This window comes from Bradyrhizobium sp. (assembly GCF_036009065.1).
In the GTDB taxonomy this organism is placed as follows: domain Bacteria; phylum Pseudomonadota; class Alphaproteobacteria; order Rhizobiales; family Xanthobacteraceae; genus Bradyrhizobium.
In genome coordinates, this window is the sequence record NZ_DASYMN010000454.1 from 1 (window position 1) to 15,199 (window position 15,199).

The 15,199-nt window shown below is 60.8% G+C and carries 18 protein-coding genes; 9 read left to right on the forward strand and 9 right to left on the reverse strand.

Features of this window, described 5'->3' with window-relative positions; translation table 11 throughout:
• From VGP39_RS27140 to VGP39_RS27150, 3 genes are all read right to left on the reverse strand, one after another.
• The coding region (locus VGP39_RS27140; protein WP_327571206.1) for a cold-shock protein at nt 1-99 on the reverse strand (99 nt) is incomplete at its 3' end.
• A 182-nt stretch (nt 100-281) separates the two neighbouring features.
• The gene (locus tag VGP39_RS27145) at nt 282-1,961 is read right to left on the reverse strand and encodes a DUF6065 family protein (RefSeq protein WP_327571179.1); all 1,680 of its coding nucleotides are present in this window, start codon (nt 1,959-1,961) and stop codon (nt 282-284) included.
• 95 nt (nt 1,962-2,056) lie between these two features.
• On the reverse strand, nt 2,057-3,097 hold the full coding sequence (locus tag VGP39_RS27150; protein ID WP_327571180.1) for a LysR family transcriptional regulator: 1,041 nt from the start codon (nt 3,095-3,097) through the stop codon (nt 2,057-2,059).
• A gap of 53 nt (nt 3,098-3,150) precedes the next feature.
• Here VGP39_RS27150 and VGP39_RS27155 point away from each other — a divergent pair, with 53 nt between their 5' ends.
• From VGP39_RS27155 to VGP39_RS27165, 3 genes are read left to right on the forward strand one after another with little or no spacing between them, the layout of a single operon-like run.
• Nucleotides 3,151-3,774, forward strand: a complete 624-nt coding sequence (locus VGP39_RS27155) for a hypothetical protein (protein WP_327571181.1) — start codon at nt 3,151-3,153, stop codon at nt 3,772-3,774.
• Nucleotides 3,761-4,369 (forward strand): GNAT family N-acetyltransferase, encoded by a 609-nt coding sequence (locus VGP39_RS27160; protein WP_327571182.1) that lies wholly within the window; start codon nt 3,761-3,763, stop codon nt 4,367-4,369. Before VGP39_RS27155 ends, VGP39_RS27160 begins: the two co-directional genes overlap by 14 nt.
• A gap of 7 nt (nt 4,370-4,376) precedes the next feature.
• Nucleotides 4,377-4,958 carry a cysteine hydrolase family protein gene (locus VGP39_RS27165; protein WP_327571183.1) on the forward strand — a complete coding sequence of 194 codons (582 nt, stop codon included), beginning with the start codon at nt 4,377-4,379 and terminating at the stop codon, nt 4,956-4,958.
• 28 nt (nt 4,959-4,986) lie between these two features.
• Here the strand turns inward: VGP39_RS27165 and VGP39_RS27170 are convergent, their stop codons facing one another.
• Complete coding sequence (locus VGP39_RS27170; protein ID WP_327571184.1) at nt 4,987-5,160, reverse strand: hypothetical protein; 174 nt, start codon at nt 5,158-5,160, stop codon at nt 4,987-4,989.
• Between the two features lie 28 nt (nt 5,161-5,188).
• On the opposite strand from VGP39_RS27170, the gene VGP39_RS27175 reads away from it, so the two are divergent.
• Complete coding sequence (locus VGP39_RS27175) at nt 5,189-5,377, forward strand: hypothetical protein (RefSeq protein WP_327571185.1); 189 nt, start codon at nt 5,189-5,191, stop codon at nt 5,375-5,377.
• Nucleotides 5,378-5,560: 183 nt separating this feature from the next.
• Here VGP39_RS27175 and VGP39_RS27180 read toward each other — a convergent pair whose 3' ends face one another.
• A complete protein-coding gene (locus tag VGP39_RS27180; protein ID WP_327571186.1) occupies nt 5,561-6,388 on the reverse strand; it encodes a TerC family protein in 828 nt (275 codons plus the stop codon).
• 72 nt (nt 6,389-6,460) lie between these two features.
• Complete coding sequence (ndk, locus tag VGP39_RS27185; RefSeq protein ID WP_327571187.1) at nt 6,461-6,883, reverse strand: nucleoside-diphosphate kinase; 423 nt, start codon at nt 6,881-6,883, stop codon at nt 6,461-6,463.
• Between the two features lie 291 nt (nt 6,884-7,174).
• Here ndk and VGP39_RS27190 point away from each other — a divergent pair, with 291 nt between their 5' ends.
• The 5 genes from VGP39_RS27190 (at nt 7,175) to VGP39_RS27210 (ending at nt 12,179) form a co-directional block, all read left to right on the forward strand.
• Entirely contained in the window at nt 7,175-7,432 is a 258-nt protein-coding gene (locus VGP39_RS27190; protein WP_327571207.1) for a sulfur globule protein precursor, read from the forward strand.
• Nucleotides 7,433-7,637: 205 nt separating this feature from the next.
• Nucleotides 7,638-7,811 (forward strand): hypothetical protein, encoded by a 174-nt coding sequence (locus VGP39_RS27195; RefSeq protein ID WP_327571188.1) that lies wholly within the window; start codon nt 7,638-7,640, stop codon nt 7,809-7,811.
• A 103-nt stretch (nt 7,812-7,914) separates the two neighbouring features.
• Nucleotides 7,915-9,789, forward strand: a complete 1,875-nt coding sequence (locus VGP39_RS27200) for an ABC-F family ATP-binding cassette domain-containing protein (protein ID WP_327571189.1) — start codon at nt 7,915-7,917, stop codon at nt 9,787-9,789.
• Between the two features lie 385 nt (nt 9,790-10,174).
• Nucleotides 10,175-10,819, forward strand: a complete 645-nt coding sequence (locus VGP39_RS27205; RefSeq protein ID WP_327571190.1) for a hypothetical protein — start codon at nt 10,175-10,177, stop codon at nt 10,817-10,819.
• 16 nt (nt 10,820-10,835) lie between these two features.
• Nucleotides 10,836-12,179 (forward strand): hypothetical protein, encoded by a 1,344-nt coding sequence (locus tag VGP39_RS27210; protein WP_327571191.1) that lies wholly within the window; start codon nt 10,836-10,838, stop codon nt 12,177-12,179.
• Nucleotides 12,180-12,358: 179 nt separating this feature from the next.
• On the opposite strand, the gene VGP39_RS27215 is transcribed toward VGP39_RS27210, so the two are convergent.
• The 3 genes from VGP39_RS27215 to VGP39_RS27225 form a co-directional block, all read right to left on the reverse strand.
• The gene (locus VGP39_RS27215) at nt 12,359-12,928 is read right to left on the reverse strand and encodes a hypothetical protein (RefSeq protein WP_414644820.1); all 570 of its coding nucleotides are present in this window, start codon (nt 12,926-12,928) and stop codon (nt 12,359-12,361) included.
• Nucleotides 12,929-13,048: 120 nt separating this feature from the next.
• Complete coding sequence (locus VGP39_RS27220; RefSeq protein WP_327571192.1) at nt 13,049-13,501, reverse strand: DNA polymerase III subunit chi; 453 nt, start codon at nt 13,499-13,501, stop codon at nt 13,049-13,051.
• On the reverse strand, nt 13,498-15,000 hold the full coding sequence (locus VGP39_RS27225) for a leucyl aminopeptidase (RefSeq protein WP_327571193.1): 1,503 nt from the start codon (nt 14,998-15,000) through the stop codon (nt 13,498-13,500). The genes VGP39_RS27220 and VGP39_RS27225 overlap by 4 nt, the downstream gene beginning before the upstream one ends.
• Nucleotides 15,001-15,199 lie beyond the last annotated feature (199 nt).

Consider the following 15,199-nt stretch of genomic DNA (forward strand, 5'->3'; position numbering starts at 1 on the left):
CGCGGAGATATGGACGAACACGTCCTTATCGCCGGCCATCGGCTTGATGAACCCATAACCCTTGGTCGGGTTGAACCACTTGACGGTGCCTTTTTGCATCGCCTGTCTCCTGGTCTAGACGTAAAAAAGACGCGGCCACGCTTTTTGCGTGCCACGCCACAAGCGGGCTTCCGGAGGTCTGCTGAATTTCCTAGTCGCGAAACGCACAGTCGAACGGCCTAAATCCGATTGTGAGCGGATTGCAACACGAAATTTGCGCGTTAGCAAGTCTTGGTAGAACCTCACCCCGCCGGAAAATCCTGGTGGCCGTCATTGGGCCAGCGGAAATTCGTGTAGGTGATGGTGACGCTGAAATCGATCGATCGGACCTGATGCCACCACGCCAGCGGCATGAAGATCATCTCGCCGGGCATCAGGGTCACCTCGGTGAAGCGCGCGTGTTCCAGCCGCGGAAACCGGTCCAGCGTCAGCGCAGGGTCTTCCAGGTCGGAAATCTCGCTGAAAACATGGAGATGATTGTAGAGTTTTCCGACTTCGGAGGCCGGCAGCACCAATAACCGCTTACGCCCCACGACCTGGGCGATCAGGTTGTTGGTGAGGTCATGATGCAGCGAGGTCAGCGTGCCGGCGGGCCCGATCCACATCATGCCGTTGGGTTGGGTGACGTCAGGGCTAAGGAATTTTTCCGGAAATCCGAGGTCCGGATGCAGCAAGGACAGTGCTTCGCTATTGCGAGCGGAATTGTAGGCGGTGAGATAGGCGTCGTTGCCGGCGCCCGGCCGCGACACCAGATCGATGAATTGATCGAACGGCATTTGTCGGCGGTGCGCATCCTTGTGAATCTCGAACCGGTCGCTCGTGCTGCGGTCGCCCTGGAACTCGACCGTCCTGGAGCCGACGGCGTGCTTGAGATAGTCCGGCGTCCATCTGGCGAGGGCCGGCCAGCCCGACATTTCGCCGGTCAGGATCACCGGGCGGTTGGCGGCGTAATAGCGGTCCAGAAATTCATCGCTGCTAAGCCCTGCCCGCCGTTCGATGGTTGCGTCCTGCGCCGCGAGGGCGCGCTGCCGCTCCAGTGTTTCCAGCAGCCATTCCCGCTTGCGCAGGTCGAGAAGCGTCCGCGCGGGCGGCGCGTCCTGTTGCGGAGCCTGGCCCGGGGGATCGGCGGTCCTTGCCGGGGGACCGGCTTTTGGGTCGACCGCCGGCTCCAGCGGCCAGGAAATCGCCGACGCATTGAACGGTTTCAGGCGGAGCCTGGTTCGATGATCCCCGACCTGCTCCTGCTCGCTCATGTCGACGCCGCGATAATAATGCTTTTGCCACTTGTCGGCGGGCGCCGGCGGCGGCGCGTTGGCCATCCGCAGCACGAAGGCGTCGCGGCCCCTGCTCCACTCCTGAAAGCGGTCGAGCAGGCCGGGCTCGGCGTCGATCGGCGCCATGGCCGGCTTGATGTCGTCGAGCAGCGCGCGCTGCACCGGAAAGAAGAAACAGATCGGCTCGCCGGCCTCGAAATGAACCCAGTGATTCGGCCGGGTAAAACGCCAGTTCATGGTGAAGGTGAATGGCGACCAGTCGGTCTCGACCACGCCGGTCAGCGGATAGATCCCGTCCTTCGGCTGGTTCGGCGAACCGCCAATCCACAAATTCCACCCCGGCGGAGTGCGAAAGATGCCGGGAATGTGGAATGTAACGATGCCCTGGCCGAACAGCGACGTTGCCGCGCTGGCGACCGGTCCTGCTTCCTGGGGCCTAATGGTGACCGCGCCGGTGTCGGTCTGCCCGTTCCAGCAGGCATCGAATGCGCTGGGGTTCAGCACTTCCCAGCCATGCGCATTGGCGATGTTGAGCGGCAGGCAGCGATAGGCAAAGGATTCCGGCGTTGCGTCCATCCAGTCGCGCTTGGCCGGCGCCGGCCGGATCAGCGGCTGCCAGCCGGGATGAAGAAAGCAGGTCAGGTCCATCGGGGTTAAGGTGCTCGGGTGGGATATGATCGTCAGTTCGAACCATCGATGGGCGCGGAGGTCAACGATGGAGGGTCGTCGCAATAGATACAGCATCATAACGGATGGGCAGCTGCAAATCCCTCTAATCCGTAGTTCTCTTTTGATCCGGCCATGAGTGGCACGAGATCATTTGGGTGAATAAACTCATCTCTGAAGCAAGGGTACGTTTTTGGATCAAATATCTTTCTGATCCAATTGATGACGATCTTGTGTCGGTCGGAATTGCGAAACTCCTTGTGGTAGGCAAGCCAAAGATCCGCGTGGTGGTGAACGCCCAAGTCGACGGCCACCAAGCGCGCGCCCAACGCCACTAATGATGTCGGTAGAAAACCCATTCCTGCTCCTCGTTCAATAGCGTATAGAACTCCTATGCTGGAGTTCGTCTTTATCCCAACAATGCCTTCCAATGACGTAAGTCCTAAAACCCGAGCATAAGCGGAATCATCGACCTGAGGCGCATGTTGTATGACCAGCCTATGGCTCCTGAGTTCCGAAAGGGACGGAACGCCATGGAGCTGACGATATTCTTCTGAAACAAAAGCGTAAATGTGAAGCCTGCCGAGCTTCGTCACGATAAGATCGGGATTCGTCGGCGGTTCGAGCTGAATCGCGATGTCTGCTTCCAGCTTTGCGACATCGGCTTGCTCCATCGCGCAGCGAAGATCGACCGTGATCTTTCGATAAGTCCTCTGGAAGTCGATGAGCCTCGGAAGAATCCAGAAATTGCCCGGGCCCTCGGTTACGGCGACGCGTACGGTGCCGGCGGTGTCGCTTGATGAGTGAGCCGCCCGACGAAATACGTTGAAGGCATAACGTTCCATTTCCGTCACATCCGCAATCATAGCAGCGCCTTCATCACTCAGTGTCAGCCCGCTCTGATCACGCAAAAATAGCCTGCAACCAATTCGCTCCTCAAGTCGATCGATCCTGCGCATAAGGGTGGTGCTCGTAAGGCCAAGAACCTCAGCAGCGTTCCGGAAGCTTTTGTATCGCGCACAAGCGAGAAACGATTTCAGATCGTCCCACGAGGCATCGAGGATTTCTTCGGTTCGGCGCTGCGTCACCGCAGCACCCCGGTGCAATAGTTGCTGCATACTCAAATTCCCCGCCCGATATGGTGCCAACCCACAGGTAGGAGCGACGATAGATGCATGACCAGCTTATGGAAAGGGTCCCTTTTGCTGCAAGGCGCGATTTTGACATGCTGCCTTCGAGCGCAGAAATCGATGTACAACCGGCTCGGCGTTCCGAACTTTCGGCTCTGACCGATATGGGCAACCGATTGGTCCCCGGCGTTCAAATCACGGAACCGGAGCTCGAGCGGTATTTCGCGTTCGATCCCAAGAGCATTCTTACGTTCAGCAGAAGCCAAAAGCTGCTTGGCGCCGTGGCATTTCTCTACCTCAACAGCCGAGGTCATGATGCCCTGATCTTTGATCGTATCGATCTGACACACCCTGATCTCGCACTGCTCGCCAGTCGTTCCGATGGAATATCAGCCATTTACGTGTGGGCGATCGCCGGCCGAGGCAAGGCCATGGGCGGACTCGGCAATGTGGCGATACATCTTTCCGAACCGCGGCTTAGATCTGCCAACCTCTATGCTCATCCTTCCAGTGCCGACGGCCGCAATCTGATGGTCACACTCGGGTTCGAACCTATCCGAAGCCGTCAACAGGACCTGTGGCGGTACGAGCGGCCATGGAATCGCGCTCCACTGGATATGCTGGCATCGAATATCGCAAGGAGCTTTGCAGATGCACGGCACTAGACCCCTGTCCTCAGCCAAACCGGACTCGCGCCCGATTTCGATTCGCATCGCACGCGACCCCAACGATCTCATGCTAGTGACCGCCATTCGCGCGTCCGTATATCTGGCCGAGCAGGATTGCCCGATTGACGAAGAGTTCGATGGCAATGATCTGGTTGCGGCGCACTTCATTGGATTTATCGGAGGTGAGCCCGCGGGATGTCTCCGCGTGCGATTTTTTGGAGAGTTTGCGAAGATCGAACGTCTCGCCGTGCGCCATCAGTTCCGACGGTCGCGCATATCGTTCAAGCTGGTGCAGGCAAGCTTCGATTACATCAAACGCAAAGGGTTCAAGAAGGTCTATGGCCACGCGCAGGACCGGCTGGTGAACTTCTGGGCCCATTTCGGCGCCAAGCCGCTGGGCGACAACCGCAAGCTCACATTCTCCGATTTCTCTTACACCGAGATGGTGCTTGACCTCGAACCCGACCCCGATGCCATCACGCTCGACAGCGACCCTTACGTGATCATCCGGCCCGAGGGCGACTGGGACAGGCCCGGCGTACTGGACCACTCTTCGGGTCGCGCCGTGACCTCGCCGCTTCGGCAAATGTGAGGCGGCCATGATAATCAACCGAAAGTTTGCCCCTGCCATGCACGACGATCCGCCGATCCTGGTCTGCGCCGATCTGCAGACCGAATATCTCACCGAAGGGCGCAGCCACGTCATATCGGACGCCGAAGCGATTACGTCGCGATGCCTCGATCTGCTGACGCTTTGGCGTGGCAATCTCTGGCCGGTCATGCATCTGAAACGCATCGCGCATGCGGCGTGGTTCAACCCGGCGTCGAATCTGACCGACTGGATCGCGGCGTTGAAGCCGAAGCCCGGAGAACTCACCTTCGAACATCCCCTGCCCTCAGCCTACAGTTCGACGCGGTTTGCCGAATACATGGCGAACATGAAAGCCATCCGCTGCGTGTTGGTGGGATTCTCGCTCGACGAAACCATCCTGTCGACTGCGGTGGACGGCTTCCATCGCAGCCACCGCTACCAGGTCGTCCTGGATGCAGTGGCCTGCAGGCGCCCGGCAGATGGCGATCCGGCGGCCTACAAGGACGCCGTCGTGAAAGTCATCGGCAACTATGCGCGCATTCGCAACGGGTCCGATCCCCTCGTGCAAAACAACGAGGTGTCGGCATGACCTGCGAATTACTGCTTCGAAACCTCGATCATGTCCCAAACCGCTCGGCCAGTTCGATCAGCATGCGCCGATCGGCCTGGTTCCTGATTTTTCGAAAGGCAACGATGAGCCGCAGACCATCACTGGCTAGTGGATCGATTTGGATGTCCTGAAGCATCTTGCGCAATTTATCATCGGACTCGCCGGATTCGTCGGTGCTCACAATGAAACTCCAGAGGTAAAATAAGCCCATGACCCGCAAAGAAGACCTCAGCGAGATGGCGACCACCATACTATCGGCAATCGAGCAAGCTCGCCACCTAAAGTTGCCAACCAGCGCTTACATTCTGTCGATGGCTTTGTTGGAAGTCAGGGAGGAAAAAGATAAAGAAAGGGACACCATTGATCCGCGCAGCAGAAAGAACAACAAAACGCGATAACGCGTTGCACTGCAACTATTCCGCTAGCTCCGCGTGACGAAGCCGGCGCGTGCGCCAGATCCATCCCGCCACCAGTGCGATGATTACACCGAGCACCGTACAGACGACTTCGTCCAGACTACGACGGCAAATTTCGCGCCGCGGTGTAATCGCACCAAGGGACGTTCGGCGTAGTGGTAGCGATCAGGTTGGCACTTCCTTCATATGCTTGCGCTTTCGCCAGATCGAACCGGCGACCAGTACGACAACAATGCCCAGCAACCCCAGGACGACCTCGGCGCCATGTCCACCGGCGGCGAAGCTCGGCCCCATGCCCATCGTCGCCAACATGGCGTCAAGACCTCTACCAAACGGGCCATCGAAGATGCGACTGAGCACCGGCGCCACCGCGGGATCCGTCGCGATCACTTCGCCTGCGATCCAGCCCAGCAAGGCCGCGCCGGCCCATACCAGGATCGGCAAGCGGGTGAGCAGCGCCATGATCAGGGCCGCGCCGGCGACGATCAAGGGAACGCTGATGGCCAGCCCCAGGACCAGCAACGGTACGCTGCCCCTGGCGGCGGCGGCGACCGCGATCACATTGTCGAGGCTCATGACGATGTCGGCGATCACCACGATCTGCACCGCCGCCCACAGATGCGACGCCGACTTGACGCCGTCCTCGTCCTCTTCCTCGGGCACCAGCAGTTTGGCGGCAATCACCAGCAGCGCTAGTCCGCCGACCAGCTTGAGGTAAGGCAGCCCCATCAACGTCGCGACGATGCCGGTGAAAATGATGCGCAATATCACGGCCGCGGCGGCGCCGAGGATCATGCCCCAAAAGCGCTGACGCGGCTCAAGGTTGCGGCAGGCCAGCGCGATCACCAGCGCGTTGTCGCCGGACAGCAGAATGTTGATCCAGATGATCTTGCCGACCGCGACCCAGAACGCGGGCTGCTGCATCTCGGCTTCGAACGCGACAAAAAACGCCTTGATCGTCGCAGGATCAAAAATGTGTAGAAACCAATCCACAGCCCTACCCCCGTTTTTAATTCAACGCCGGTTTTCCGGCTTTGCTGCTGCGGCGCGGTTGCGCCGGTTGAATCAGCCGACGATTTCGTTGCCCGAGAAAAACTGCGCGATTTCGATCGCCGCGGTTTCAGCCGCGTCCGAGCCGTGCACCGAGTTTTCGCCGATCGATTTTGCGTGCAGCTTGCGGATGGTGCCGTCGGCGGCCTTGGATGGATCGGTTGCGCCCATGATGTCGCGATGCTTCAGGACGGCGTTTTCGCCTTCCAGTACCTGTACCACCACCGGCGCTGAAATCATGAAATCCACCAGTTCGCCGAAAAACGGCCGCGCCTTGTGAACCGCATAGAAGGTTTCGGCCTGTTCCCGGGTCATGCGAATGCGCTTCTGCGCCACGATGCGCAGTCCGGCCTTCTCGATCAGGGCATTGATCGCGCCCGTGAGATTACGCTCGGTCGCGTCGGGCTTGATGATCGAAAAGGTGCGCTCAATCGCCATGATTTGTCCTTAAGCGGGGGAAAAGCGAGGTTGCGGCGCTTATATCGGCGCCATCCGGGATCGGCAAGCGAGCCGCGAGCGACATCGCGTCGCCCGGGCCTTGACGATCTTAGCGGAGATTATCGCGATTTCATCAAGATGAACCTTTTCTGCACCGGCCGTCCCGACGTTATTCAGGTTTTCAAAGCTAAACTTCGTCGTGAGCTGCGATGCGATCGATCGCGCCAAGCAAGGGTCGGGGCGAAAAACTTCACCGGTGGCGCCCTCTGCGCCAAACTTGAGGAGATGATCATGTTACGCAAACTCGGGCTTGTTGTGGTTGCCGCAGCTTCCCTCGGCGCGGCTGCATTAGCGCCGACATCGGCTTCCGCCTGGCATGGCGGCGGCTGGCACGGCGGTGGTTGGCACGGCGGCGGCCGGGGCGGACCCCGGCTTTTTGTCGGCGGTCCCGCTTATGTTGGCGGTTATGGTTACGGCGGCTGCTACGTGCGGCGATTGGTCCCGACTCCCTGGGGTCCACGCTGGCGCCTGACCAACCGCTGTTATTGATCAAAACCGCCGGTTCCGGCGTTCGTAAACCCCGGCCCGTGCTCGCGGCCGGGGTTTGCTGGTTTTGAGGCCGAAGGAACCTGCTCGGGCCTTCATTCAATTTTTACAGGAATGGCATGCAATCGATTAGCGAACGAAACAATTCCAGCCTGGATGACTTGGTCCGATGTCCAACTACAGCAGAGAGCGCGAAGTGGAACCCGCGATGTCCGACCGAATCAGAGAGAGCAGCGAACAGATCGACCGCGCTACCAGCCGGTCGATCTGCCGTGCGGTCGGCGAACGGTTGCAGCAAGACCTTCGCCTCGAAAGCTCCGAACTGCCGTCCCATCTCCGCTACCTGATGGATGAACTGCAGCGGCAGGAGCGCCGCAATTGATGGCGGCCGCTTGAGCCGCAACCGGCCGAGGCATGGCGGGATTGCAGCGGCGATTCGCCGCAAACGGGGTTGCATTTGGCAGCCGGTCCGGTGACAACCCCGCATGCTTTCAATCACCGAAATTTCCGTCCGGATTGCCGGACGGCTTCTGATCGATCATGGCATCGCCCAGATCGTACCCGGCGCGCGCGTCGGCCTGGTCGGCCGCAACGGCGCGGGCAAATCAACGTTGTTTCATGCCATTCGCGGCGAATTGCCGCTGGAGGGCGGCACCATCACCATTCCGCCGCGCTGGCGGGTCGGCAGCCTCGCCCAGGAAGCTCCGAACGGGCCGGAGAGTCTGATCGACGTCGTTCTCAAGGCGGATCTGGAGCGGGACGCGCTGCTGCGGGAAGCCGACACCGCGCAGGATCCGCAGCGGATCGCCGAAATCCAGACCCGCCTCGTCGATATCGACGCGCATTCAGCGCCCGCGCGCGCGGCGGCGATCCTGAGCGGCCTGGGCTTCTCCACCGCCGACCAGGCGCGGCCCTGCTCGGAATTCTCCGGCGGCTGGCGCATGCGCGTGGCGCTGGCGGCGACGCTGTTCGCTGCGCCCGATCTTCTGCTGCTGGACGAGCCTACCAATTATCTCGATCTCGAAGGCACCCTGTGGCTTGAAGACCATCTGGCGAATTACCCGCGCACCGTGATCGTCATCAGCCATGACCGCGACCTCTTGGATACGTCGGTCGATCAGATTCTGCACCTCGATCGCGGCAAGCTCACGCTTTATCGCGGCAGCTATACGTCCTACGAAGAGCAGCGCGCGACGCGCGAAATGCTCGACGCCAAGCACGCCAAGCGCCAGGACGCCGAGCGCAAGCGGCTGCAAGCCTTCGTCGATCGCTTCAAGGCCAAGGCCTCCAAGGCCCGCCAGGCGCAGTCGCGCGTAAAAATGCTGGAAAAGATGAAGCCGATCGCCGCGCTGGTGCGGCAGGATGTGCGCGAGATCACCTTCCCGGCGCCGGTAAAGATGCTCTCGCCGATCATCGCGGTCGACGCGGTTTCGGTCGGCTACGATCCGAAAAATCCCGTGCTGAACCGCGTCACGCTCCGCATCGACAACGACGATCGCATCGCACTGCTCGGCTCCAACGGCAACGGCAAATCGACACTGGTAAAGCTGCTCGCCAATCGGCTGGCGCCGTTCTCGGGCAAGATCACCCGTGCGGACAAGCTTTCCATCGCCTATTTTGCCCAGCATCAGCTCGACGAATTGAACGAAGACGGCTCGCCCTACGATCACGTGCGCAAGCTGATGCCTGACGCGCCGGAAACCAAGGTGCGCGGCCGCACCGGCGCGATCGGTTTTTCGGGCAAGGCCGGCGACACTCTGGTCAAGAGCCTTTCGGGCGGTGAAAAAGCCCGGCTGCTGCTGGGGCTTGCGACGTTCTTCGGCCCCAACATGATCATCCTCGACGAGCCCACCAACCATCTCGATATCGACAGCCGCGCGGCGCTGGCCGAAGCGATCAATGAGTTTCCGGGCGCGGTCATCATGGTTTCCCATGACCGCTATCTGATCGAATCCTGCGCCGATCGATTGTGGGTGGTGGCCGATCGCACGGTGACGCCCTATGACGGCGATCTCGACGACTACCGCCGCATGGTGCTGTCGGCACGCGGCATGCGCGCCGGTTCGCGCGACCGCGGGGCCGACCAACGCGCCAACGGCCGCGAGCAGGCTCAGCACAACAAGACCGCCAAGCGCGTGCCGCTGAAGCAGAAGATTTCCGAAGCCGAGGCAGAGATTGAGCGCATCACGGGCATCATCTCGAAAATCGATGTCGCGTTGGCGCTGCCGGACTTGTTTCAGCGCGATCCGAAGCGGGCGGCGCAGCTCGGCAAGGCGCGCGCCAGCGCCGCATCCGCGCTGCAACGCGCAGAAGAGCAATGGCTGGCGGCAAGTTCGTCCTACGACGAGGTGACGGGCTAGGTTCGTCATCCTGAGAGGATGTGAATGTTTGCGTCATTGCGGGCGAAGCGACGAAGCAATCCGGAAAGCCGCAAGTAAGAACTGGATTGCTTCGTCGCTTCGCTCCTCGCAGTGACCAGAACGCCGTGATTACACCTTGAGGAGCCGCGCTTGCGCGACGTCTCGAAGGATAGCCGCTTGCGTTCGCTGCCCAGCGTCGCCGAACGTCACGCGTCCGCGCCGAAGCGGCGGGTGAACCGGTCGAATCCCGTGGGGGCGTGCTGGTATTTTGGGGCCTTTTTGGCTTGGCACCTCGCGGCCCTTCGGCTAAGCACCCTGCATGCGAAAGTATGCCGATCTTCCTGGCCTATGGCCTCGCCTTGGTCCGCAGCAGTATCAGGAGATAGTGTTTACGCTGGCCGGGCTGGCTGCGGTCGCGGTGGCATGGACCTTCAAGATCAACACCAATTTCCTTTTCGTGGTTTACCTGTTTTGCAGCTATGCCATCGTTCAACTGCTGCTGACCCGGTTGCCGTTACGCGTTGGGCTGCTCGCGTTGTTCCTGTTCTTGCTTTTCTATTCGCCGAAGCCGATCCCTGCCCTTCCTGAACAGAACATGCTCGCGGGCGAGCCCTGGCAATCCGTCGGCAGGGATCTGCCGGCGGGAGCGACGCGCAGCTACCGCTTCATGCTGGCGCCGCTGCGCAGCCGGCAGGAGGAGTGCGGCTCATTGCAGCGCGCGGACATCTACGTTCACGGCAAGCCTGCGGACGGCGATCTCCTACCGATTCTGAGCATCGATGGCGGCACGATCTCTGAGCAAACCCACAGCCCTTTTTACAACAAGCTCATCGTCCTGCGCGGGCGTGCCGAGTTTGCCGGCAGATTGCCGGACGAGGTCCATGTCAAATTGCACACCCGCGGCGAAAAGCCATTTACGATCTTTCTCGGTCCGGAAATCGCGAACGCGAGGGTCTATCCGGAAGCCGTCTTCATGAAGTTTGACTCGCCGGAGTGCCGCATTGTCGTGCATGCCAACCCCGTCGACTGATCAGACTTGGTACAACATGGTCTCTTCGCGCGTCCACCTGCTCTTTTTCGTGCTGATCGGCGGGATCATAGCCTGGAATCTCTATGCCTATCCTGGCGTCAATTGGGAGCTACTCGCAACCAAGCACTATTTTGCGGATCATTATTACGGCGGCTATGCCAACAGCGTTCTTACCGAGAACGCCGTGCCATTTACCATACAGCTGGAGTCGTGGCCGTGTCTTGCTTACGTCGCCTCGTCACTCATGCCGGACGGCGATGCCTATTTGTTCAGCCTGCAGGTCGATCGCATCTACACCTGCGGATTTCTGCCGAGCCTCGTGGTGCGTCTGCTGGGCGGTCACATTCACCTCTCATCCGCCATCGTTGCCACCAACTTCCTGTTTTGGGCCGCTTCGATCGTGCTGACCTATGGAGTCGTTGGAGCCTGGTCGAAAAATCGTACCGCTGCCCTGATTGGCGCGATGATCGCCGCCGGCTATCCGATCTACGGTCTGATGTTGCAGTCATGGAAGACCCAGGATGCCGGCCCCCTGCTGATGCTTGCCTGGATCTATATCGACAAGGCGATATGGCCACGCCTGGGCTGGATAGAACGGGCCGTGCTGCTCGGTCTGACGTTCACCGTGACCACGCTGGCCTCAGGAGCGGCGTATTACATTTTTGTCTACATCATCTCCTGGTACCTGTACCTGGCCTTGTTCGAGGCGTCCGCCCGGCGCGAGGCATGCCTCACCATCGTTGTCACAGTGTTTGCGATGCTGATCGGAAAGGTGGCCAGTGGTGCGATCATGAACCACTCCCATATTATGAGCATGCTGTCCTGGTACAGGGTCGATCGCATCGTGGCGGACAGTATCGCATTCCTGCGGGCCGCGTTGTCTGGCGGAGACACGTCTTCGCTTCGCTTCTTGAACTTTGCGGGCTTCTCCTTTGTGACCACGGTGCTGCCCTGGTTCGCCTCACTCTGCTTCAAGGCCAATCCGGTCATCGTCATCGTGCCGCTCGTCGGACTGTTCTTCCTGCGTCAGCTCCGGCCGTTGATCTTCGCGGGCCCTGCCCTGTTCCTCATGGGCCATGCCACGGCGGTCGTTACGGGGTGGATGTGGTACTACGCATATTCGAGCGCGCCGGCGGTTCATCTCCTCATCGCCGCAACCGCTGTCTGCCTTGGCTTGCTCTTCGAATCGAAATTGTCCGTCGGACGTCCGGTCTCGGCCATAGCGCTCCTGGTTGCCGTGTACTTCTTCAATGCGAGCCCCGCGTTCAACTTCAAGAACTTCTACACCGATGATCCGGTCTATCTGACCGATCGCCGGTTGTACGTCTACCACGACGACAGGGTCATCCGGTACTGGTAGGAAAGTTCGGGGAACGACCACGTTCACTAGACTAGCGGCGCGACGGCGCTACAGCACATCATCTCCAGAAAAAGGCGGGTTGCTTCCTGACCGAATTCGACAAACTTCTGTTCAGCGCCAACAATAGCTGACGGATGAAGGGTTTCGCTTCCGCTCTCGCATCCCGCAACCTTATGGGCTTACGTCGCCGCGGGCTTCTTCTTCGCCTTGGGTTTTGCGGTTTTCGGCTGCGCCGCGGGCTCAGGGCCGCGCTCGACCGATGACAGACGGCCGGACGTAAAGGTGTAGATTCCGGGGCGCGATCCACGCGAATAGGTCAGAACCGCGACCCGGTCGCCGCGTGCATTGTTGGAAAGGCTGACGTTATCGGGCGCAGCCCCAATGCCCCGCACCACGTCGCATTCGGTATGAAGCAGCGCCACGGCGCCGGGCCTTGCAGTCGGCACGCCGGTCGCCCCGTCGGTCAGGGCGTTGGCATCGGCGGGAGCGCCGGGCGGCGCCATGCCGGAACATTGCCCCTCGGCGCTGATCAGATCGTCCGGTGTGATCGGCTTGTCCGGCGTCAACGGCGCGGTTTCAATGGAGACATTCTTGATGAAGACCCGTCCAGAGCGCGCAAACCAGTCGGCGTCCTTCGACAGCAGATCCGAGGACATCATGTTGGAGATGCCGCCCGAACAGCCAGCCATCAGCGGCGCCGCGAGCGCCAGCAGCAGTAGTCCTTTTCGACCAGAATCGACTTGTCGCACGATAAATTACATTCCCATGCGGGCCCTAAGCGCCTGTCCCACCATCCCTTTGCGGCACCACCGTGACTACTCAGAAGGTATGGACCGAAACTTCAAAATATCATTAATTGCCCGATACCGCTATTCTCGCCGCTGCCAGCGGCCGCGCTCGTCCGTCTGCCAGTAAGTGACCTCAAAGCCCCGCGACTTGCAATCGGTCCATGCGGTGCGCGCCGCTGCGAGCGCTTCGCCGTCATCGCCGTTGAAAACCAGCACCAGCCGCTCATAGGCATCGCAATCGGCGGGCAGCGCGGCGTTGTCGACCAGGAACCGGACATTGGCCCGGTTAGGGTTGCCTTCCTCGATCGTCAGCAGGATCGGCTGATCCTGCGCATCGCCGGCGCGCCAGGTGGCATGCGGCAGGAACGAATCCTCGCGATAGGTCCACAGATGCGCATCGAGCGCGTCGGCGCGCTCTTCGGATGTGGCCTGCACCACAACGCGCCAGCCGCGCTCCAGTGATTTCTCGAGCAGCGGCGGCAAGACGCTTTCCAAAGACATGTTCTGCAGATGATAGAACAGGACTTCCGTCATCGCTTGCCTTCGTAATGCTCCGCGACCAGCCGCTCCAGCAGCCGCACGCCATAGCCCGATCCCCAGCTCTGGTTTGTCTCATTTTTGGGTGCGCCCATCGCCATGCCCGCGATATCGAGATGCGCCCATGGCGTATCGTCGACGAAGCGCTGCAGGAACTGTGCGGCGGTGATCGAGCCGCCGTTGCGGGTGCCGGTGTTCTTCATGTCGGCGAATTGCGAATCGATCTGCTTGTCGTATTCGGGACCTAGCGGCATCCGCCAGACCCGTTCGCCCGTCGCCTGCCCAACCGCCATCAGCCGTTCCGCCAGTTCGTCGTTGTTGGAAAACAAACCGGCATATTCGGTGCCGAGCGCCACCATGATCGCGCCGGTCAGGGTGGCCAGATCGATCATGAATTTGGGCTTGAACTTCCGCGCCACGTACCAGAGCACATCGGCCAATACCAGACGGCCTTCGGCGTCGGTGTTGATGATCTCGATGGTTTGGCCGGACATCGAGGTGACGATATCGCCGGGACGCTGCGCATTGCCGTCGGGCATGTTTTCGACGAGGCCGATGGCGCCGACCACGTTGACCCCGGCCTTGCGCGCGGCCAGCGCATGCATCAGTCCGACCACGCAGGCCGCCCCGCCCATGTCGCCCTTCATGTCCTCCATGCTTCCCGCGGGCTTGATCGAAATGCCCCCGGTATCGAAGCAGACGCCCTTGCCGATAAACGCGACCGGCTGCTCGCCTTTCTTGCCGCCGTTCCAGCGCATGATCACGGTGCGGCCGGGTCGGGCGGAGCCCTGGGCAACGCCGAGCAGCGCGCCCATCCCGAGCTTCTTCATGGCTTTGACGTCGAGCACGTCGACGTCGACGCCTAGCTTGCGCAACTGGCTGGCGCGGCGTGCAAATTCCACCGGATAGAGCACGTTGGGGGGCTCATTCACCAGTTCACGCGCGATGATGACGCCATCGACGATATGATCGTCGGACGCGAACGCTTTCTTCGCGGCGGCGGCATCGGACACCGCGATCGAAACCGCGGCATTGAGGGCTGCGTCCTCGCCGTCCTTCTTTTTGGTCTTGTAGCGATCGAACTTGTAAGCGCGCAGCCGTACGCCCGAGGCGACGGCGGCCGCCTGGTCGGGCTTCATGGCCCCGGTCGGCAGTTCGGCTATGATCGTCACAGCCTCGCTGCCCGGCCGCAACTTGCCGGCCGCCGCGCCGCCAAGTTTCAGGAAGTCGTTGGCCTTGATATCGGAGAGTTTGCCGGTCCCGATGATGATCAGCCGGCTGGCTTTGACGCCCTCGGGCGCCAGGAAATCCAGCGTGGACCCGTTCTTGCCCTTGAATTGATTGGCCTCGGCAGTGCGCTTGATCATGCCCTCCGCCGCGCCTAGCGCCTTGCCGGTGGCCGGCCCGAACTTCAGCGCATCGTCGCAGAACACGACCAGAATACCGCGCGGGGCGCTCGAAAACGGGACAAAGCCGACCTTGACGGCGTCGGGCATAGGGCAATCCTCCAAAATCAGGGCTGTCACGGAGCGGGCACAGGCGCCGCCGGTTGGGGGGTGTTTGGGCGTGCTCCCTCGTCCCCGCAGCGGTTCCGTCAAGAGCACGTCTCGACCATGGTCATGGCCGCCGACACTATGGCCTGTCCACCGCCATGCTGCCAAGCGCCGACGTGTCGGCGGGGCCACATCTCGCGAA